The sequence below is a fragment of the Verrucosispora sp. WMMD573 genome (assembly GCF_027497175.1).
Taxonomy (GTDB): domain Bacteria; phylum Actinomycetota; class Actinomycetes; order Mycobacteriales; family Micromonosporaceae; genus Micromonospora.
Genome location: NZ_CP114901.1, coordinates 1392298 through 1411489, shown reverse-complemented (window position 1 = coordinate 1411489; position 19192 = coordinate 1392298). Strand labels below are relative to the sequence as shown.

Below are 19192 nucleotides of genomic sequence, written 5' to 3'. Positions count from 1 at the left end.
CCTCGTCAGATGAGACGTAGTTGCCGGTCCTTGGGTCGCCGAGGTCCCTCGCTGTCGCCGAGCCGCTCGAACAGGCCCGGATCCACCACGTCGAGGAACGGCGACGGGCGGCAGTCCCGCTCCGAACCGTGCCGGACCCGGCGGGCGGCATGGCTGACGTAGAGCCGGTCCTGAGCACGGGTCAACCCGACGAAGAAGAGTCGTCGTTCCTCGGCCACCGCGGCCTCGTCCGGCGTGGTACCGGGCCAGCGCAGCGGCAGCATCCCGTCCTCGGCACCGACCAGGAATACCACCGGAAACTCCAGCCCCTTCGCGGCGTGCAGGGTCAGCAGCGTGACCGCCTCGGCACGCGGGTCGAGCGCGTCCACCTCGGCGCCGGTGGCGAGCTGCGACAGGAACATCTCCAGATCGTCACCGCAGCGCCGGGCCAACGGCGTCAGCAGGTCGACGGCGGTCCGGACATCCTCCGGGCGTACCCCACCGGACCCGTCGAGGGTGGGGGCGGCGAACCGGTCCGCGAGCACCTGGCCGGCGAGGCGCACCCGCGCCGGCAGGGCACCCTCGACACCGGGGGCGTGCCGCAGCTCGCGAGCGATGGCGGCCACCCCGGGACGGTCCCGCAGCCGGTCGTGCGAGCGCTTCTGCACCGGAACGTTGGCCCGGGCCAAGGCGTCCACGATCGGCGCGGCCTGCGAGTCGGTGCGGTACAGCACCGCGATGTCCGAGAAGGACAGCGTGGTCGACCGTCCGTCGATCCGACCGGAGTCCAGCGACCGGTGGGACAGGCCACCGACCAGATCGTCCACCGTGCGTACCACGAAGTCGGCCTCGTCGGCGACGGAGGCCGCGGCGTACCGGCCGACGAGCGGTGCCTCCGGGTCGAGCCGGGCCGGATCCAACCGGCGACCCCGTACCAGCGACGACGGCGCGATGGCCTGCACCGCGGCGGCGAGGATCGGCGCGGAGGACCGGTAGTTACGGTTGAGCCGGACCAGGCGGGCGTCGATGAAGTCCTGCGAGAAGCGCAGGAAATACCCGACGTCGGCACCCCGGAACGAGTAGATCGCCTGGTCCGGGTCGCCGATCGCGCACAGGTTCCCGTCGGCCGGGCTGAGCAGCCGCAGCAGCTCGTACTGCACGGCGTCGACGTCCTGGTACTCGTCCACGAAGATCCACTGCCACCGTTGCCGGTACCTGTCGACCAGCTTCCGGTCCTCCCGTAGCAGCGTCACCGGCAGGGTGAGCAGCTCGTCCAGGTCCACCAGGCCCTGCTTGCGCAGCAGCGCGGCGTAGCGGGCCGGGTCGTCCCCGGCATCGCTCCGCGCGGCGGCCCGTTCCGCGTCGTCGGCGATCCGGAAGCCGTCGGGCAGGCCGGCGGCCTCGGCGTTCTCGCGCAGGATGGTGAGCCCGAGCGAGTGGAAGGTGCCGACGGTGACGTCCTCGGCGACCGGGCCGAGGAGGCCGTCGAGGCGGTGTCGCAGTTCCTCTGCGGCCCGTCGGGTGAACGTGATGGCCAGGCACCGCTCGGGGAAGACGTTCAACTCGGCGCAGAGATAGGCGATCCGGTGGGTGAGCGTCCGCGTCTTGCCGGTACCCGGACCGGCGACGATCAGCAGCGGGCCACCGGGCGCCGAGGCGGCCACCCGTTGCATCGCGTCGAGCCGGTCGAGCAGGCCGGTGCCGACCTCCTCCATGCCGGCGAGCATCGGTTCGAACGGCTCGTGCGGGGAGGGCGCCGGCGCGATCGGCGGCGGCGGGGACACCGGCTTGCGCTTCGGCTCGGGCTTCGCCGACGGACGCCTCACACCGGCCGCAGCCTTCGTCGCAGCGCCCATCCTCGTCGTGGTCTCCGGAGCCCGTCGTTGCGCGGGCACCGGCACGTCGAACAGCGTCTCCTGCCCGGCGGACACGCCGGCACCGCCGCTCAGCTCGACCGGGTCGAACAGGGTGATCACGCCGTACTCGCCGTCGTACCCCGGCACCCGGCGGACCTCGCCGCGACGCAGCCGGCCGATCGCCTCGGTGAGCAGTTCGCCACCGACCCGGCCGATCTCGTCCAGCGGAACGCGCGTCAGGATCTCCAGCTCGGGGCCGAGCGCGGCGACCAACTCGGTCAGCTTCCCCTCGACCCGCTTGGAGCGCGGACCGACCTTGTTGATCTCGCCGAGGATCTCGGCGAGCTGAATCAGGTGGGTCACCTCGGGGGCGTGCTGCGGCCGGTGACCCTCGGGCCGGTCGGCCAACTCCTCGACCCGGCTGAGTACGCCCACCGTCAGCGGTTTGCCACACTCCGGGCAGCGCCCACCGGCCTCCCGGGTCCGCTCCGGTGCCCAGTTCACCCCGCACAGCCGGTGGCCGTCGGCGTGGTACTTGCCCTCCTCCGGGAAGAACTCGATAGTCCCGGCCAGCCCGGCACCGGTACGCAGCGCCTCCCGGATGCCGAAGTAGTCCCGAGCCGAGGCGAAGACCGTGGCCTCGCGGGCGAGCGCGGGCGGCGAATGGGCATCGGAGTTGGAGACCAGCCGGTAGCGGTCAAGGCTGCCCACCCGCCAGTTCATCTCCGGGTCCGAGGAGAGCCCGGTCTCCACCGCGAAGATGTGGTCGGCCAGGTCGGCGTAGCAGTCGGCAATCGCGTCGAAGCCGGACTTCGAGCCCAGCGCCGAGAACCACGGGGTCCAGATGTGGGCCGGCACGAGATACCCGTCCGCGCTGGCCTCCAGCGTGATCTCCAGCAGATCGCGCGAGTCCAGACCGAGGATGGGTCGACCGTCCGAACCGAGGTTGCCGATCCGGCCGAGCGCGGCGTTGAACCGGCCCACCGCGTCCAGATCCGGCAGATAGATCAGGTGATGGACCTTCCGGGTCCGGTCGTCGCGCTTGTAGATGGTGGAGATCTCCACGCTGAGCATGAAGCGGACCGGATCGCCCTCCGCCTCGCTGGCCAACCGGGGCGGCAGCCGACGGGCGATGTCCCGCTCCGCCTCCGGCGACAGCCGGTACAGGCCCGGCTCGGCCGGGTGCAAGGTCTCCCGCAGGTGGTCGTACCACGCGGGATGGGTGAAGTCGCCGGTACCGAGTACGGCGATGCCCTTGCGTCGCGCCCACCAACCGAGGTTCGGCAGGGTCAGGTCACGGCTACAGGCCCGCGAGTACTTCGAGTGGATGTGCAGGTCCGCGACGAAGGGCGGAAGGCCACCGGGGGGTACGGGGCTGAACGGGGGCACGCCGCATCCTGCCACGACCGGCCGCGCTCCCGCGCGCCGCCACGCGTGGAGGTGAGCTGCGCTATGCCGAACGAAGCTCGACGAGGGTGACCTGAGGCTCCGCGCCGACCCGTACCGGCGGCCCCCAGAAGCCGGCCCCGTTGGTCACGTAGACCTTCGTCCCGTCCACCTCACCGAGCCCGGAGACGACCGGCTGTTCGAGCCGGACCAGCAGGTTGAAGGGGACGATCTGACCGCCGTGGGTGTGGCCGGACAGTTGCAGATCGACTCCGTACCGGGCCGCCTCCAGCGCCGCCACCGGCTGGTGCGCCAGCAGCACCACCGGTCGGGACGGGTCGCGGTCGCCCAACGCGGCGTCGTAGTCCGGCGGCGCGGAGACGCCGTCGCCGACGGCGGAGACGTCGTTGACGCCGGCCAGATCGAGGACCCCGCCACGGGTGGCGATCTCCAGTCGCCGATTCTGGAGCACTCGCAGCCCGAGCCGGTCGACCTCGGCCACCCACTCCTCCACTCCGGAGTAGTACTCGTGGTTGCCGGTGACGAAGTAGCTGCCGTGGCGTGCCTGCAGGCCGCGCAGCGGTGCGGCGTCGTCGCCCAACTCGGCGACCGTGCCGTCCACCAGGTCGCCGACCACGGCGACGATGTCGGCGTCCAGCCGATTGATCGCGGCCACGATCCGCTCGGTGTGCGCCCGGCCGGTCAGCGGGCCGATGTGGATGTCCGAGACGGTGGCGATGCGCAGGCCGTCCATGCTGCGGGGCAGCTTGGCCAGCGGGATCTGCACCCGGTCCAGCCGGGGCGGCCCCAGCGCGGTGCGTACGCCGTAGCTGACCAGGCCGGTGGCGGTGAGCCCGGCGAAGATCGCGGCGCCACGGGCGAGCAGCAGGCGGCGGCCCGGATCGTGGTCGGGGCCGACGGCGCCGGCGACCGGTCGATCCGTCGTGCCGTCGACGGTCGGCTGGGCCGGTGAAGCCGGCGCGTCCGGCTCATCGGCGGGGGCTGCCTGATCGCCCGACGGCGCAGCCATCGGCGCGACGGCCGGGCCGACCAGGACCGGCTCCGGGGTGACCAGGGCCGACCTGCGGCGCAGCACCAGCCGCGTCGCCAGCATCGGGACTTCCAGCACGACGAGCAGCACCAGCAGGTAGAACATCAGCGCGAGCCAGAGGTAGCCCGGCCAGGCGAGCCAGTACATGCCGGCCCGGGTGCCGACCATCGTCGCCGGCACCAGCAGGGCCAGCACCACCGCGGTGACCGTGCCGGCCCGCCGCCAGCGCCCGGCGGTGGTGGTGTCCTTCACCAGGCGTTTCCACAGGTAGAGATGGATCAACCCGGTGATCACGGCCAGCGTGGTGACGAAGCCGAGTACCGCGAACACGTTGGCTCCCCCTCAGCCGCCGGCGAAAGGAGGCAGGACGTCGATCGTCGCCCCGGCCGGCAGCGGCTTCCGCCGATCATGACAGGTCACGCCGTCGATCAGAAAACTCGACACCGCCAGTACCGACACCAGGCGTCCGCCGTGCCGCTCGGCCAGTTCGGCCACCAACTCGTCGAGCGACCGGCCCGCGGCGGTGGTCTCCTCGGCGCGGCCGGCCGCAGCGCGAGCGCCGGCGAAGTAACGGACGGTGACGCTGGCCATGGTCAGCCTCCGATGGCCGACATCGGCCGGGTCGGTTGCAGGAAGGACGGGTCGTCGATGCCGTGCCCGGCCCGCTTGGTCAGCGTCGCCGCCCGCCAGCGGCGGGCAAGCTCCTCGTCGTCGGCTCCGGCCCGCAACGCGCCGCGCAGGTCCGACTCCTCGGTGGCGAACAGGCAGTTGCGGATCTGCCCGTCGGCGGTGAGCCGGGTCCGGTCGCAGTCGCCGCAGAAGGGCCGGGTCACCGTGCCGATCACGCCGACCCGGGCCGGACCGCCGTCGACCAGCCAGGTCTCGGCGGGGGCGGTGCCGCGTTCGGTCGGGTCCGGGCTGAGGTCGTACGCGGCACGCAGCGTGGCCAGGATCTCGTCGGCGGTGACCATGGCCCCCCGGTCCCAGCCGTGCTGTGCGTCCAGCGGCATCTGCTCGATGAACCGCAACTCGTAGCCGTGGTCGAGGGCGAAGCGCAGCAGCGCCGGCGCCTCGTCGTCGTTGACGCCACGCATCAGCACAGCGTTGATCTTGACCGGAGTGAGCCCGGCGGCGGCTGCGCCGGCCAGGCCGGCCAGCACGTCGGCCAACCGGTCCCGGCGGGTGAGCCGGGTGAAGCGTTCCCGGTCAATCGTGTCGAGTGAGACGTTCACCCGGTCCAGGCCGGCGGTACGCAGCGCAGGGGCGAGCCGGTCCAGGCCGATGCCGTTCGTGGTCAGGGATATCCGGGGTCGCGGTTCGAGTGCCGCGACGGCTTCGACGATGCCGACCAGACCGGGGCGGATGAGCGGTTCACCACCGGTGAACCGCACCTCGTCGACCCCGAGCCGGCACACGGCGACCCGGATCAGCCGGACCACCTCGTCGTCGGTGAGCAGTTGCGGCCCGGCCAGCCAGGGCAGACCCTCGGCGGGCATGCAGTAGGTGCAGCGCAGGTTGCACTTGTCGGTCAACGACACCCGCAGGTCCCGGGCGACGCGGCCGTACCGGTCGACGAGGCCGGTGGGCGGGGGCAGGCTCACCGGTCGACGGTAGCGCGACCCGCCCCGCTGAGGGCGTCCCGGGCGCTCCTGGTTACCGAATCGCGGTATGCCGCACCGAAGAGCGCGGTGTGCACGAGCAGCAGATGCAGTTGATGCAGTGGCACCCGGGCCCGCCACCCGTCGGCCAGCGGCCAGCTCTCCTGGTACGCCGCCATCATCCGGTCGAGGTGCGGAGGGCCGCCGAAGAGGGCCAGCTGGGCCAGGTCGGTCTCCCGGTGCCCACCGTGCGCCGCCGGGTCGACCAGCCAGACCCGGTCGTCATCGCCCCAGAGCAGATTGCCCGGCCAGAGGTCACCGTGGATGCGGGCGGGCGGCTCGTCAGCACCGAACTCGCCGATCCGGGTGATGACCTGCTCGACCAGGGCGGCGTCGGCACTGGTCAGCGCACCCCCGTCGACCGATCGGCGCAGGTAGGGCAGCAGTCTGGTCCGGGCGAACCACTCCGTCCACGGGCCGTCGTGGGGCGTGTTGTCCGCCGGCAGGGCACCGATGAACCCCGGCCAACGCGCGCCGAACGCATCGGCGCCGGTCCGGTGCAACTCGGCCAGCTCCCGCCCGAAACGGTCGGCCGCCTCCGGAGTCGGCTCACCCGGGTCGACCCACTCCAACGCCAGCAGCTCCGGCAACGCGACCAGCACCTCCGGTACGGCGACGGCACCGGCCTCGCGCAGCCAGCGCAGCCCGGCCGCCTCGGTGGCGAAGAAGCCGGCCGGCACCGGCCGCTTCGCACCCTCCGGCCAGGTCTTGGCGAACACCGAGTGACCGTCGTCCAGGGTCAGCCGGGAGGCCGCGCAGATGTCGCCGCCGGACACCGGCGTCTCCCGGATCCGCTGATGGGTCAGGAAGGTGGGCAACTGCTCCGGATGCGCCCGCAGGTACGCCAGGTCCATCCCCGCAACGTATCGCTACCGAGGTGCTGCCGCTTCAGCACAGCCGCCAATTGCGGGTGAGCTGCAAGAACACTCTGTGTGACTGTGGATAACCGGCGTGTCGTCCACAGGGGCAGCGTCGCCCGATCCCTGGCTCGCAGGCTGCCTGCATGAACTCGACCGAGCTGCCCCGCCTGTCCGTACGCTCTCCCGCCGACCTCATCGCCGCCGTGCCGTACCTGCTGGGTTTCCATCCCGCCGACAGCATCGTGGTGGTGGCGCTGTCCGGTAGGCGGATCGTCTTCGTCGCGCGCGGCGACCTGCCCGGCGACGCCGACCCCTACGAGCCCGGTCAACACATCGCCGCGGTGACCGCCCGACAGGGTGCCGACTCGGCCACCGTTGTCGGGTACGGTCCGGCCGCCCGGGTGACCCCGGCGGTGGACGCGGTCCGGGCCGCGTTGGCCGAGGCGGGGCTGGCCGTGCTCGACGCGCTGCGGGTCACCGACGGGCGGTGGTGGTCCTACCTCTGCGAGGAGCCGGAGTGCTGTCCGCCGGAGGGCACCCGGTACGACCCGCAGGCCAGCGCGGTGCCGGCGGCGGCGGTCTTCGCCGGGCAGGTGGCCCTACCGGACCGGGCGGCACTCGCCGCGCAGGTGGCGCCGGCCGGCGGGGAGGCGATGCGGCACGCGGTCGAGCGGGCGGAGCAGCGGCTCACCGACCTGTTGGCCGCCGCGCCCCCCACCGACCTGCTCGGCGCTCGGGCGCTGCGGGCGGCCGGTACGGCGGCGTTGCGGGCCACGGTGCGGCGGCACCGTGCCGGCGAACGGCTGACCGACGACGAGCTGGCCTGGCTCTGCCTGCTGCTGACCCACCTGCCGGTACGCGACCACGCCTGGGAGCGCACCGACGGCCGGGACGAGGACGTCGCGTTCTGGGCCGAGGTGCTGCGCCGGGCCGACGAGGAGCTGATCGCCGCCCCGGGATCGCTGCTCGCGTTCGCCGCCTGGCGCGACGGGCAGGGCGCGTTGGCGGCGGTGGCACTGGAACGGGTACTGGCCGAGCATCCCGACTACTCACTCGCCGTGCTGCTTGACGATCTGCTCCGCCGGGGAGTGCCGCCGTCCCGGCTGGACGGCTGGCCGGCAACCGGTCTGCCGAGAGTGCGGCGTCGGGCGAGGCGGCGCGCACGACGGCGTCCTCGGTGACCGTCGCCGCGCCGGGGAGGCGCACCGCCCGGTCGGCGATGCCGGATAATCGCCGCATGTCCGAGCTTGCCGCCGGTACGGCATGAGCGTTGCCCTGCTGCTGTCCCTCGTCGGCCTGGCGCTGGTGGACAGCACCAGCATCGGCACCCTGTTCATCCCGGTGTGGCTGCTGCTCGCCCCGGGGCCGGTGAGCGTCCGGCGGGTGATGAGCTACCTCGGCACCATCGCCGGCTTCTACTTCGTGGTCGGGTTGCTGCTGTACTTCGGTGGCAGCGGTCTGGCCGAGCTGCTCGGCGGTGCGCTGGACAACCGGCCGGTGCTCTGGGGCCAACTGGTGCTCGGGGTCGGCCTGTTCGCGTTGAGCTTCCGTTACGACGGCAAGCGTGGTGCCGGTACGGGTCGGGTGCTGCGCTGGCGCGACCGGGTGACCGCCGGTGACTCGTCGTCCCGCTGGCTGGTGGGACTGGCGCTGTTCGCCGCGTTGGCCGAGGTGGCGACGATGCTGCCGTACCTCGGCGCGCTGGGCCTGCTCACCACCTCCGGCCTGGCCGTGCCCACCAGCGTGGCGCTGCTCGGCGGCTACTGCCTGGTCATGGTGTTGCCGGCGATGCTGTTGCTGGCTGCACGGGTGGCCTGGCCGAGTTGGGTGGAGCCGGTGCTGGCCCGGCTCAACGCCTGGATCGTCCGCACCTCGGGCAGCATGCTCGGCTGGGTTCTGGGCATCGCCGGCTTCCTGATCGCCCGCGACGCCGCGGCCCGGCTGGAGCTGTTCGAGCTGCTGGCCAACCGTTGACGGTGGCTCCGCACGTCAGGCGGTGACCCGGTGTCCGCCGGTGTAGACGTTCATCGTCCGTCCCCGTAGGAACCCGACCAGGGTCATGCCCGCCTCGGTGGCCACGTCGACCGCGAGCGTGCTCGGCGCCGAAACCGCGGCGAGCAGCGGCACACCCGCCATCCACGCCTTCTGGGTAAGCTCGAAACTGGCCCGACCCGAGACGAGCAGCACCTGACCGCTCAGCGGCAGCCGGTGTTCGCGTACCGCCCAGCCCACCACCTTGTCGACCGCGTTGTGCCGACCCACGTCCTCGCGCAGCACCACCAACTCGCCGTCCGTGGAGAACAGGCCCGCGGCGTGCAGTCCACCGGTGCGGTCGAACCCCCGCTGCCCGGTCCGCAGCCGCTGCGGCAACTCGGCCAACAGCTCCGCCGGCAGGCTCAGCGGGTCGTCGCTGACATCGAAGATCGATCGGGTACGCACCGCGTCGATGCTCGCCTTGCCGCACACCCCGCAGGCGCTTGTGGTGTGGAAGTGCCGGGTCGGGTCCGTGACCGGGTCCGGCACGCCGGGAGCCAGGGTCACGTCCACCACGTTGTAGGTGTTCGGGGTCTCGGTGCCGGCACACAACTGCGCGGTGGACACGTCGTCCGCGGAGCGGATCAGCCCTTCGTTGAACAGGAAACCGATGGCCAGGTCGAGGTCGGCTCCCGGGGTGCGCATGGTGACGGTCAGCGGCGGACGTCGGCCGGGTCCGGCGGGACCGACCCGGATCTCCAACGGCTCCTCGGCGGCGAGCGTGTCGGGTCGCCGCACCCGGCGTCGGCCGGTCTCGGCCGCGTCCAGATCCACCCGCACCACACCACGTCGATCCGAAGCCCGTCCCACGTCACCCATCCTGCCCCGGATCGCCGGACGACCTCCACGCCGCCCCGACCCGCGCCCGGCCGGATCCGCCCACCCGCGTGCTTCGTCGTGCGTTCAGCTCGACAGCGCCCGGCCACTCGGCTGCCACGGCGGGGACTCCGTCGCGACGATGCGCACTAGCGTGGTGGCATGACGGCGTACGCGGCGGTGGTGCTCGCGGGTGGTGCGGGGCGTCGGATGGGCGGGCTGGACAAGCCGGTGTTACCGGTCGGCGGGGTGCCGATGCGTGAGCGGGTGCTGGCTGCGGTGGCCGACGCGTCGCCCCGGATCCTGGTCGGCCCCGGACCGGCGATCACCGGAGTGCGGCTGACCCGGGAGGTGCCGGCGGGTGGCGGGCCGGTGGCCGCCGTGGCGGCCGGGCTGGCCCTGCTCGACACCGAGGTGCCCGCCGTCGCCCTGCTCGCCGCCGACCTGCCCCTGCTGACCCGGCCCGCCGTCGGAAGCCTGCTGAACCACCTGCACGACACCGGCGTCGACCGTCCCAGGTCCGATCGGCCGGCGAGCATGGCAGCGTCGAGCGCCGAATCGGCGCGCATCGGGACGCCGGGCTCGGTGACCTTCGACGGGGCCTGTTACCTGGACCGGTCGGGGCGGCGGCAGACGCTGTGCGGGGTGTGGCGGCCGGCCGCCCTGCGGGCGGCGCTGGATCGACTCACCGTCCGGCGCGGCGGTGACGTGACCGGCGCACCGCTGCGGGAACTGCTCGCCGGCCTGAAGGTGTGCGAGGTGACCTGGCCCGGTGCCGGCCCGGCGCCCTGGTTCGACTGCGACACTGAGCGTGACCTACGCCGGGCGGAGGAGTGGACGCGATGACGGTGCTGGACGACTGGGTCACGGCCGCCTGTGCGGAGCTGGGTCTCGATCCGACCCAGGTGCCGGTGCCGACCGTGCTGGATCTGGCCCGGGACGTGGCGCACCAGGTGCTGCGGCCCGGTGCGCCGGTCACCGCGTACCTGCTCGGTCTGGCCGTCGGGCGCGGTGCGGATCCGGCGGTGGCCGTGGCCCGGCTCTCCGAGTTGGTCGCGACCTGGCCGGTGGAACTCGGCGGCGACCCGCACTCCCGGGCCGACCCGGCCGGACCCGACCACCGCTGACGGCCCCCCGGAGCGTTGTCCGATCACGGTCCGCGCTGATCGGTGCCGGCAGCGTGCTGGGTAGGGTGACCGGAACGGACGGAGGCGATCATGACGGCTGACCACCCCTCGGCACCGCCCGGCACGCCGGTGCAGCACGAGTCGATCCTGCTCGACGAGCCGAGCACGGCCGACCTGCGGGCGAAGGTGACCCAGGCGTGGCGGGATTTCGCCCAGGCGCTGGCGGAGCGGTTGTCCACGCTGCCGTCGCGCGCCGAGGTGGCACTGACCCTCGACCCGACCGCCTCCGGCACCGATGACGCCGTCTACTCCGTCTATGTCGAGGTGCGCAGCGACGGCCGGTTCGCGGCTCGGGCGGTGGGCAACGCCACACTGCCACCCGGCTACCGGCTGGACCGTGGGGCGGTCGCCGACATGATCGCGTTGGGGTGGTCACCGCCGGGCGTGGTGGACGGTTCGGGGGACCAGTTCGGGTTGGATTCCGCGGCGGACGAGGCCACCCGGCTGGCCGCGCTGCTCTCCCGCACCCTGCGCGACATCTACGGCGCACCCCATCCGGCTTTCCTGGTCTACGCGATCGAGGACGGCGAGGGTGAGCCGATCTCCGGTGCGGCACTGGGTACCGCCCGCAGCGCGGCGAACCTGGCGCGGGAGATTGGCACCGAGCTGGAGAAGGCGCTGGCCGCAACCGACGAGGCCGATGCCGACACCGAGGTGCTGGATCTGGCCGAGCGGGTCCGCACGGTCGTGTCGACCATGCTCAAGTCGGACTCCGACCGGCTTCAGGTCGACTCCGACGGTGACATCAACATCCGGGCCGGCTCGGCGATGGTCTTCGTCCGGGTGCGGGACAATCCACCGCTTGTCGACGTCTTCTCTCCGGTGCTGACCGAGGTGGAACCGACCGAGCGGCTGTACGTCAAGCTCTCCGAGCTGACCAACCGGATGCCGATCGGCCGGCTCTACTGTGCCGACGACACCGTGTGGGCGTCGATCCCGGTCTTCGGCCGCAACTTCCAGCCGACCCACCTGATGCTGGCGGTGCAGGTGATGACCGGGCTCGCCGACGAGCTGGACGACCGCCTGCACGGCGAGTTCGGCGGCAAGCGGTTCTTCGGCGAGGGAGACAAGCCGGGACGCGGCGAGCATCGCACCGGCATGTACCTCTGAGCGCGGTCAGCGCACGTCGAGCAGGGTCTTGCCGACCGTCGAGCGGGCCTCGATCGCCGCGTGCGCCTCGGCTGCGCGGGCCAGCGGGAAGCGCTGGCCGATCACCGGGCGCAGCCGGCCGGCCGCACCCTCCGTCAGCGCCCGCTCGGTGTAGGCACGTAGTTGGGCGGGGCTCGGCGTCGGCCGGACCAGGGTCACGCCCCGCTCGGCGGCGGACTCCGAGCCGATGCCCGCCCACTCGCCACTGGCCAGCCCGAAGCTGAGCATCCGACCACCCCGGTCGAGCAGGTCGAACGCGTCCCGCCCGATCGCGCCACCGACCCCGTCGAAGACCACGTCGACGGCGCCGATCGCCGACCGTACCCGCCCGACCCAGTCCGGCTCCCGGTAGTCGACAGCGACCTCGGTGCCCATCGGCGGTAGCAGCTCGACCTTGCGTGTACCGCCGGCGAGGCCGACCACCCGCGCTCCGGCACCGGCCGCGAGCTGAACGAGCAGGCTGCCCACCCCACCGGCGGCGGCCTCGACCAGCACCCGGTCGCCCGGTTCGAGCTCGGCCGCCTCCGCCAGCAGCAAAGCCGTACGTCCGTCGGCGAGCAGTGCCACCGCCTGGTCGAGGGGCATCCCGTCCGGCACCGCCACCGGCAACGCCGCGTCGACGACGACCCGCTCGGCGTACGCGCCCGTGCCGCCGGTGCCGCTGACCACCCGTCGGCCGACCAGTCCCGGGTCGACGCCCGGCCCGACTCCGCTGATCAGACCGCCGACACCGTTGCCCGGGATCACCGGCAGCGTCGCGCCCGACGGCCCGAAGCCGGTCGCCCGGAACTGGGTCTCCACGAAGGTGATGTTCGCGTGCACCACGTCGATCAGCACCTGTCCCGGCGCGGGTACGGGATCGGGTGCGGTGCCGGGTACCAGGTGCTCCGGCCCGCCGAACTCGTGAATCCACACCGCGCGCATGTCTCCCCCTCACCGCCGCTTCCCACCGGAGTCGACCAGTTGAAGCGTGGTTGAGGTCAAGGCGGGTGGGGCCCGGAAACCCCGAGAAACCGGACCCCACCCGCGTGGGAGGAAGGCTCAGGTGGTGGCGATCCAGGCCAGGCTCCGGGCCGTGGCCGGGTCGGTGGCGCGCAGGCCCGCCTCGGAAACCGTCCAGAGCACGTCGCCGACCACAAGTGACCGCCGCACCGGCTGACCCCACTGCCGCCGGCTGCCGTCGCCGGCCGGGTGGGTCACGTCGCCGATCTCGCTGATGGTGTCGTCGCTGACGCGCAACAGCCGGACACCCGCGTCGACGGGCAGCGCGACCAGGCCGGTGTCCGGGCGGTACAGGAAGGCGTGCGGATCGTGCTCGGCGTGGGACCACCCGCCGGGCAGGTGCCACTGGTCGAGCCGGTCCGGCCGCCCGGGATCACGGACGTCGAAGAGCGACACCTGTACGCCCTTGGTCCGCCCCTGGCGGTCGGCCTCCTGACCGACACCGAGCAGGCGTTCCTCGGGCAGCGGATGCAGGTACGCGGAGTAGCCGGTGATCTTCAACTCGCCGGTCACCCTGGGCGCGGCCGGATCGGCGAGGTCGAGCGCGTAGAGCGGATCGGTCTGCCGGAAGGTCACGACGTACGCGACCGGGCCGAGGTAGCGCACCGAGTAGATGCGTTCACCCCGCCCGAGGCCGCCGACCATGCCGACAGGTACCAGCGCCCCGTCGTCGTGACGCAGCACGCGAACCGCCGACTCGGAGGCGGTGCCGTCATCCCGGAATTCGCCGGTGGTGGTCGCCACCCGCAGATGCCCCGCCCACTCGGAGAGCGCGTACTGGTTGATCAGCCAACCGGGCACCGAGCCGGCGGCCAGGAAGCGGGGACGCCCCGGCGCGGCGGTGTCGAACTGGTAGATGTCGGTGATCTGCTCGGCCGGCAGCGGCTCCCAGCGGGGCCGGCCGGTGATCGGTGTCGGACGCGGACCCGCCAGGTACAGGCTGGTCGCCGTGCCGTAGACGGTGTCGGCGTCGGCGGCCACCGCCACCGGGTCACCATCGCCCAGCCGGTCGCTGGTGAGGTCGAAGCTGAGCACGGTGAGGGTGGCCGCGCCGGTCATCCGGTCGGGCCGGCTGAGCCGGTCGCAGCCGACCCGGCCGGTGTGCCGCTCCGGCCCGGCGGTCCACTCGTACGCCGGCAGCCATGCCTCGACACCGGCCCGGGCGATCACCTTGCGATTCCGCTCGGTGCGCACCTGGTCGGTGCCCTCGGACGCCAGCGGAAACGCAAGCCGGGCCGGCGCCCGGACCGCGACCCGGGCCGTGTCACCTGTCAGCCGGGCGTCGACCGTGCTGCCCTGGATGCGGTACGTGCCCAGCACCGCAGGACGGCCGGCCAGGTCGACCAGCAGTAGGCGGGTCCCGCCGGGACGCCTGATCGAGCTCAGCGCGTCGGCCGGGCCCGGCGGGTCCTCGCCGAGTACCAGCGCGTGGTCGCCGAGCAGCAGCAGGCGGTGCTCCTGCCAGCGCAACTCCTCCCGGCCGTCGGCCAGGTCGAGCCGCCCGGTGACGCGGCGGGTCACCGGATCGACCACCCGCAGCACCCCGCCGGTGACGGTGACGATCCGTCGGCCGTCGGTCTTCACCAGGTCGGGTTCGTCCGCGCCGGCCTCGTGGTTGTTGGTCGTCGAGTAATCCGTCCCGGCGTCTTGGTCGGCGGCGTCGCCCGGCGCTCCGGCGAAGGTACGGGCCATCGACTCCGCGCCGCCGAGGGCCGCCGCCTTCAGCACCCCGTCCTCGGCGAGACCGTACGGGCCCACCGAGGCGGTCGCCGCCGCCCGCAACTCCGTGAGGGCGTCGGCGCAGGAGTCGAAGGAGACCAGGCCGACCGGCACCATCGGTGCTTCGTCGTTGCCGGGCCCGGTCGACGGCGGCCGTGACCCGGCCATGCTGCCGGCGAGCAGAGCGAGCGCGACAAGTGAACCGCAGGCCGTGGCGAGCTTGGTGCCCCGTTTCATGGCCGGTTCGACGCGCCGACTCCGTGTTCGGTTCCAGCCCGAGCCGGCTGTTACGGCTCAGGCGGTGGAGGGGCCGACGCCCGGGGACTCGACCAGCCGGGAGAGCACGATGGTGCTGCGGCTGGAGGTGACGAACGACTCGGCCCGCAGCCGCTCCAGCGCCTCCTCCAGGTGGGCGATGTCGGCGGCACGGAGGTGCACCAGCGCGTCCGCCTCACCGGAGACGGTGTACGCACCGACCACCTCGGGGTGACGGCGCACGGCGGCACCGATCTGGGCCGGAGTGGTCCGGCCGGCGCAGAACAACTCCACGAACGCCTCGGTGGTCCAGCCGACCGAGGCCGGGTCCACGACGGCCGTGAATCCCCGGATCACCCCGGCGGAACGCAGTCGATCGACCCGCCGCTTGACCGCCGGAGCGGAGAGCGACACGCGGGTGCCGATGTCGGCGTAGGAGGCCCGGGCGTCGGCAACAAGAAGCGCAATGATTCGCTGGTCAACGGCGTCGATCTGCAATGTTCCGCCTCTGGGAAGCAATGTTTGCGGCTGTTACCAAAGTTCTAGCGTACCTACCCTTGGTCACCGTGAACCAGCAGCGAGTGCCGCGAAAGCGGACATATCTCATGTGCTCCCCGGAGCACTTCGCGGTCGAGTACGCGATCAACCCGTGGATGGACGTGACCGCCCCGGTCGACGCCGAGCTGGCGGTCAAGCAGTGGGACCGCCTGCGCGAGACCCTGGTCGGCCTCGGCCACGAGGTGCACCTGCTGGTACCCGAACCCGGCCTGCCCGACATGGTCTACGCGGCCAACGGCGCGCTGATGGTCGACGGCACGGTCTACGGGGCCCAGTTCAAGCATCAGCAGCGGGCCGCCGAGGCGGCCTCGCACCGGGCCTTCTACGAGTCGCAGGGCTGGCGGTTCATCGCGCCGAACGCGACGAACGAGGGTGAGGGTGACTTCGCGTACCTGCCGGAGGCGCACGGCGGGCTGATCCTGGCCGGGCACGGCTTCCGTACCGAGCTGCCGGCGCACGCCGAGGCGCAGGAGGCGCTCGGTCGGCCGGTGGTCTCACTGCGGCTGGTCGACCCGCGCTTCTACCACCTGGACGTGGCGCTCGCCTCGATCGACGACGGCAACATCGTCTACTACCCCGGCGCCTTCTCCGCCGCCAGTCAGCGGGTGCTCGCCCAGCTCTTTCCGGACGCGGTGCTGGCGGACGACGAGGATGCCCTCGCCTTCGGGCTGAACCTGGTCAGCGACGGGGCCAACGTGGTACTCAACAGCGAGGCCACCCGGCTCGCCGGTCGGCTCAAGGCGGCCGGCTACGCCCCGGTGCCGGTGGAGTTGGCCGAGCTGAAGAAGGGCGGTGGCAGCGTGAAGTGCTGCATCGCCGAACTGCGGCACTGAGCACCGATCAGCCGTCGAGGCCGTTCCCGGGCCGGGGACGGCCTCGCGCTGTCAGCCGAGCGTGGCCAACTCGTTCACCAGCACGTTCGACACCACCTGGCCGTCACGTTGCACCTCGCGCAGGTACCACTTCTGCTGTGGCGTACGCGGCTGGTTGAACTGCCAGGCGCCGCGTGGGCTGTCGATCTGCCCGATCCGCCCGAGCGCGAGGTTGACCTGCTGCGGGGTGGGTGCCGCGCCGGCAAGCCGGATCGCCTGGTCGAGCACCTTGGCCGCGTCGTACGAGGCCATCGCGTACGTGGTCGGGGAGGTGTTGTGCTTCTTGCGGTACGCCGAGGCGAACCGGCGGTTGGCCGCGTTGTTCAGGTCGGCGGAGTAGTTCAACGCGGTACGGATGCCGAGCGCGTCGCTAGTCGGCCGGATGTTCTCCAGCACCGAACCCTCGGTGAGGAAGCCGGGGGCGTAGATCCGGCCCCGGAATCCGGCGTCGCGCAGCTGCATGATGAACTCCACGGCCGCCGTGCCGGAGTAGAAGCAGAAGACGACCGAGGGGTTGCCAGCCAGCGCGCGGTTGATGTCCGAGACGTAGGCGGTCCTGCTGGGGCTGCTGCTGCCGGAGGTCCAGACCACCTCGGAGGCGAGCCGCGGGTCTGACCCGCCGAACTCCTCGCGGAAGCCACGAAGCACATCCTCGACGCCGACCACCCCTTCCGGCAGGATCGTCGCGATCCGGTCGGAGGACGCGAGTTCGTCCTTCAGGTAGCGGCCGAGCGCCCGGCCCGCCTCGTCGAGCACGTACGACGTACGCCAGATGTAGACGACGCTCTGCAGGCTCGGCGGTGAGGCGTTGGAGCCGATCAACGGCACCCGGGCCTGCTCCACGATGTCCTTGATGCCGAACATGACCGCCGAGCTGGCGACCCCGGTCAGCGCGAGCACGCCCTGCTTGAGTAGTCCCTCGACGGCGGCCTGGCCGGACTTGACGTTGTCGCCCTCGTCGGCCGTGACCACGTCGACCGGGTGGCCACCGAGGCGCCTGTCGTTGAGGTCCAGGTACAGCTCGAAGCCATTGCTGAGTTCGTCGCCGATCGCCTTGCTCGGACCCGACTGCGGCGCGACAAGCCCGATCTTGATCGGGCTCCCTGTGCTGGTGAGCTCCGGCTCGGCGTCGGAGCCGCACGCGGCGACGAGTCCGCCCGTACCGAGCGCGGCCAGCAGCTGGAGTGCCCGCCTGCGGTTCATCTGCGACACCGAGTTCCCTTCGAATGTGTTGCCGGGCGCATCCGCCCCTTCGGCGTTCTACCTGCTCGGCGACGCTGCGTCAATGGCTAATGATCTTCGTGCAGAGACCGCAACGCGCCGGTAACCTCCGGCCATGCTGATGAACCGGGAGCGATAAGTCCGAAATGCTCGCTCTCTGGCAGCTCAATCAGGCGAATATCGGCACCCGCCGCGCGGGCGGCAGCCACGTAATTTCGAGAGAGATCGATGGGGACCTGTTGATCGAGCGTGCCGTGCATCACTACCGTGCGTGGTCGTAGGGGAACCAGCGACCGTGGATCGGTGGTCGCGTACCGCTCCGGCACGTCGGCTGGTCCCCCGCCGAGCAGCGCGGCCACGGCACCGGCGTCCAGATCCAGCCGGTACGCCTCGGCCAGGTCGGCGACCGGCGCGAGGGCCAGTACCCCGGCGACGGCACCGGGTGCGTGGGCCGCCGCGTACAGCGCGAGGTGCCCGCCGGCCGAGTGACCGACCAGCACCGGCGGCGCGGCGGTGACCCGCCCCGACAGTGCGACCTCGGCCAACGCGGGCAGCGCGGAGACGCCGGCCAGCACGTCGGTGAGGGTGCCGGGCCAGCCGCCGCCGAGCTGACCGGTCCGCCGGTACTCCAACTGGGCGACCGGGTATCCGAGCGCGGCCAGTGCGCTCGCCAGGGGGCCGGTGTGCCGCCGGTCGTACTCCGCGCGCCAGAAACCACCGTGCACCACCACCACCAGCGGACGGGGCGGCCCGGAGCCGGCCGGGCGACGCAGGTCGGCGATCTGGTCCGGATGTTCGCCGTAGGCGACGGTCGCGTCCGGTTCGGGCGCGGGGCTGGTCAGCACCGAACGGGGATCGGAGGGCATCGGGCGACGGTAGCGCGGCTCGCGGGCCACCGGGAGGTGGTGCGGCCCGGGTAACGAGCAGCGGGCCGCCGGACGCTGACGGGTACCGCTGGGTAAAGATGGAGGGCATGACCGAAGCGCGCTCCGCTGGACAGAACGACGAGCCCGACCGGGACGGTATCGGGCACTCCGGAACCGTGGTGGTGGTCGGACCGGACGGCCGGCCCGTCGGCACCGTGCAGACCGACGAAGGATCCGGTGAGGATCCGTCGCGCCTGGTCGAACAGCCGGCCAAGGTGATGCGGATCGGCAGCATGATCAAACAGCTGCTGGAGGAGGTCAAGGCCGCTCCGCTGGACGACGCCAGCCGGCACCGGATGCGGGAGATCCACCAACGGTCGATCGTCGAGCTGAAGGAAGGGCTGGCCCCCGAGTTGCGGGAGGAGCTGGAACGGATCTCGCTGCCGTTCTCCGAGGACCAGGCGCCGAGCGAGGGCGAGCTGCGCATCGCCCACGCCCAGCTGGTCGGCTGGCTGGAAGGGCTGTTCCACGGCATCCAGGCAGCTCTGGTCGCGCAACAGATGGCGGCCCGGGTGCAGCTGGAGCAGATGCGTTCCGGTCGGCAGGCGCTACCCAGCGGGCCGGCCGGGGCGATGCTGCCGGGGATGCCCGGCATGGGGCAGCCGGGCGGTGAGGGACACAGCACCGGCCAGTACCTCTGACCGGATCCGGCTGCGGCACGCT

The 19192-nt window shown here is 72.3% G+C and carries 18 protein-coding genes; 7 read left to right on the top strand and 11 right to left on the bottom strand.

All coding sequences use genetic code 11. The annotated features are described in order from the left end of the window. Positions 1-5: 5 nt before the first annotated feature. The 5 genes from O7601_RS06550 to O7601_RS06530 form a co-directional block, all read right to left on the bottom strand. Positions 6-3224 (bottom strand): UvrD-helicase domain-containing protein, encoded by a 3219-nt coding sequence (locus O7601_RS06550; protein ID WP_281565325.1) that lies wholly within the window; start codon positions 3222-3224, stop codon positions 6-8. Positions 3225-3285: 61 nt separating this feature from the next. After that, entirely contained in the window at positions 3286-4602 is a 1317-nt protein-coding gene (locus O7601_RS06545; protein WP_281565324.1) for a metallophosphoesterase, read from the bottom strand. 12 nt (positions 4603-4614) lie between these two features. Then, on the bottom strand, positions 4615-4863 hold the full coding sequence (locus O7601_RS06540) for a MoaD/ThiS family protein (protein ID WP_281565323.1): 249 nt from the start codon (positions 4861-4863) through the stop codon (positions 4615-4617). A 2-nt stretch (positions 4864-4865) separates the two neighbouring features. Then, positions 4866-5873, bottom strand: coding sequence for a GTP 3',8-cyclase MoaA (gene moaA / locus O7601_RS06535; RefSeq protein WP_281565322.1), 1008 nt, complete (start codon positions 5871-5873; stop codon positions 4866-4868). Next, positions 5870-6784, bottom strand: coding sequence for a fructosamine kinase family protein (locus tag O7601_RS06530; protein ID WP_281565321.1), 915 nt, complete (start codon positions 6782-6784; stop codon positions 5870-5872). The genes moaA and O7601_RS06530 overlap by 4 nt, the downstream gene beginning before the upstream one ends. Positions 6785-6933: 149 nt before the next feature. Between O7601_RS06530 and O7601_RS06525 the strand changes: the two genes are divergently transcribed. After that, a complete protein-coding gene (locus O7601_RS06525; RefSeq protein ID WP_281565320.1) occupies positions 6934-7971 on the top strand; it encodes a DUF4192 domain-containing protein in 1038 nt (345 codons plus the stop codon). Positions 7972-8053: 82 nt separating this feature from the next. Further along, positions 8054-8764 (top strand): GAP family protein, encoded by a 711-nt coding sequence (locus O7601_RS06520; RefSeq protein ID WP_281565319.1) that lies wholly within the window; start codon positions 8054-8056, stop codon positions 8762-8764. 15 nt (positions 8765-8779) lie between these two features. Here the strand turns inward: O7601_RS06520 and fdhD are convergent, their stop codons facing one another. Continuing rightward, positions 8780-9634, bottom strand: a complete 855-nt coding sequence (gene fdhD, locus O7601_RS06515; RefSeq protein WP_281565318.1) for a formate dehydrogenase accessory sulfurtransferase FdhD — start codon at positions 9632-9634, stop codon at positions 8780-8782. A 168-nt stretch (positions 9635-9802) separates the two neighbouring features. Here fdhD and O7601_RS06510 point away from each other — a divergent pair, with 168 nt between their 5' ends. The 3 genes from O7601_RS06510 to O7601_RS06500 all read left to right on the top strand — a co-directional run bounded on the left by O7601_RS06510 (position 9803) and on the right by O7601_RS06500 (position 11937). Continuing rightward, complete coding sequence (locus O7601_RS06510; RefSeq protein WP_281565317.1) at positions 9803-10486, top strand: NTP transferase domain-containing protein; 684 nt, start codon at positions 9803-9805, stop codon at positions 10484-10486. Beyond that, a complete protein-coding gene (locus O7601_RS06505) occupies positions 10483-10767 on the top strand; it encodes a DUF6457 domain-containing protein (RefSeq protein ID WP_281565316.1) in 285 nt (94 codons plus the stop codon). Before O7601_RS06510 ends, O7601_RS06505 begins: the two co-directional genes overlap by 4 nt. Before the next feature lie 90 nt (positions 10768-10857). Further along, positions 10858-11937: a hypothetical protein gene (locus O7601_RS06500; RefSeq protein WP_281565315.1), complete on the top strand. Its 1080-nt coding sequence runs from the start codon at positions 10858-10860 to the stop codon at positions 11935-11937. A 6-nt stretch (positions 11938-11943) separates the two neighbouring features. On the opposite strand, the gene O7601_RS06495 is transcribed toward O7601_RS06500, so the two are convergent. The 3 genes from O7601_RS06495 to O7601_RS06485 all read right to left on the bottom strand — a co-directional run bounded on the left by O7601_RS06495 (position 11944) and on the right by O7601_RS06485 (position 15450). After that, positions 11944-12900 carry a zinc-binding dehydrogenase gene (locus tag O7601_RS06495; RefSeq protein ID WP_281565314.1) on the bottom strand — a complete coding sequence of 319 codons (957 nt, stop codon included), beginning with the start codon at positions 12898-12900 and terminating at the stop codon, positions 11944-11946. A 117-nt stretch (positions 12901-13017) separates the two neighbouring features. Then, a complete protein-coding gene (locus O7601_RS06490; protein WP_281565313.1) occupies positions 13018-14934 on the bottom strand; it encodes a beta-propeller domain-containing protein in 1917 nt (638 codons plus the stop codon). 57 nt (positions 14935-14991) lie between these two features. Next, a complete protein-coding gene (locus tag O7601_RS06485) occupies positions 14992-15450 on the bottom strand; it encodes an Lrp/AsnC family transcriptional regulator (protein WP_281565312.1) in 459 nt (152 codons plus the stop codon). A gap of 59 nt (positions 15451-15509) precedes the next feature. Between O7601_RS06485 and ddaH the strand changes: the two genes are divergently transcribed. Continuing rightward, positions 15510-16343, top strand: coding sequence for a dimethylargininase (ddaH, locus tag O7601_RS06480; RefSeq protein ID WP_348650232.1), 834 nt, complete (start codon positions 15510-15512; stop codon positions 16341-16343). A gap of 51 nt (positions 16344-16394) precedes the next feature. On the opposite strand, the gene O7601_RS06475 is transcribed toward ddaH, so the two are convergent. Both O7601_RS06475 and O7601_RS06470 read right to left on the bottom strand, forming a co-directional pair. Continuing rightward, the gene (locus O7601_RS06475) at positions 16395-17594 is read right to left on the bottom strand and encodes an ABC transporter substrate-binding protein (RefSeq protein WP_281565311.1); all 1200 of its coding nucleotides are present in this window, start codon (positions 17592-17594) and stop codon (positions 16395-16397) included. Between the two features lie 77 nt (positions 17595-17671). Beyond that, positions 17672-18469, bottom strand: coding sequence for a prolyl oligopeptidase family serine peptidase (locus tag O7601_RS06470; RefSeq protein ID WP_281565310.1), 798 nt, complete (start codon positions 18467-18469; stop codon positions 17672-17674). Between the two features lie 98 nt (positions 18470-18567). Between O7601_RS06470 and O7601_RS06465 the strand changes: the two genes are divergently transcribed. Then, complete coding sequence (locus tag O7601_RS06465; RefSeq protein ID WP_281565309.1) at positions 18568-19170, top strand: bacterial proteasome activator family protein; 603 nt, start codon at positions 18568-18570, stop codon at positions 19168-19170. Positions 19171-19192 lie beyond the last annotated feature (22 nt).

Excerpts from the sequence above, each read along its gene's own strand:
- O7601_RS06540 (WP_281565323.1), bottom strand. The coding sequence starts at position 4,863 with ATGGCCAGCGTCACCGTCCGTTACTTCGCCGGCGCTCGCGCTGCGGCC.
- O7601_RS06530 (WP_281565321.1), bottom strand. The coding sequence starts at position 6,784 with ATGGACCTGGCGTACCTGCGGGCGCATCCGGAGCAGTTGCCCACCTTC.
- O7601_RS06525 (WP_281565320.1), top strand. The coding sequence starts at position 6,934 with ATGAACTCGACCGAGCTGCCCCGCCTGTCCGTACGCTCTCCCGCCGAC.
- O7601_RS06520 (WP_281565319.1), top strand. The coding sequence starts at position 8,054 with ATGAGCGTTGCCCTGCTGCTGTCCCTCGTCGGCCTGGCGCTGGTGGAC.
- O7601_RS06510 (WP_281565317.1), top strand. The coding sequence starts at position 9,803 with ATGACGGCGTACGCGGCGGTGGTGCTCGCGGGTGGTGCGGGGCGTCGG.
- O7601_RS06505 (WP_281565316.1), top strand. The coding sequence starts at position 10,483 with ATGACGGTGCTGGACGACTGGGTCACGGCCGCCTGTGCGGAGCTGGGT.
- O7601_RS06500 (WP_281565315.1), top strand. The coding sequence starts at position 10,858 with ATGACGGCTGACCACCCCTCGGCACCGCCCGGCACGCCGGTGCAGCAC.
- O7601_RS06495 (WP_281565314.1), bottom strand. The coding sequence starts at position 12,900 with ATGCGCGCGGTGTGGATTCACGAGTTCGGCGGGCCGGAGCACCTGGTA.
- O7601_RS06490 (WP_281565313.1), bottom strand. The coding sequence starts at position 14,934 with ATGAAACGGGGCACCAAGCTCGCCACGGCCTGCGGTTCACTTGTCGCG.
- O7601_RS06470 (WP_281565310.1), bottom strand. The coding sequence starts at position 18,469 with ATGCCCTCCGATCCCCGTTCGGTGCTGACCAGCCCCGCGCCCGAACCG.
- O7601_RS06465 (WP_281565309.1), top strand. The coding sequence starts at position 18,568 with ATGGAGGGCATGACCGAAGCGCGCTCCGCTGGACAGAACGACGAGCCC.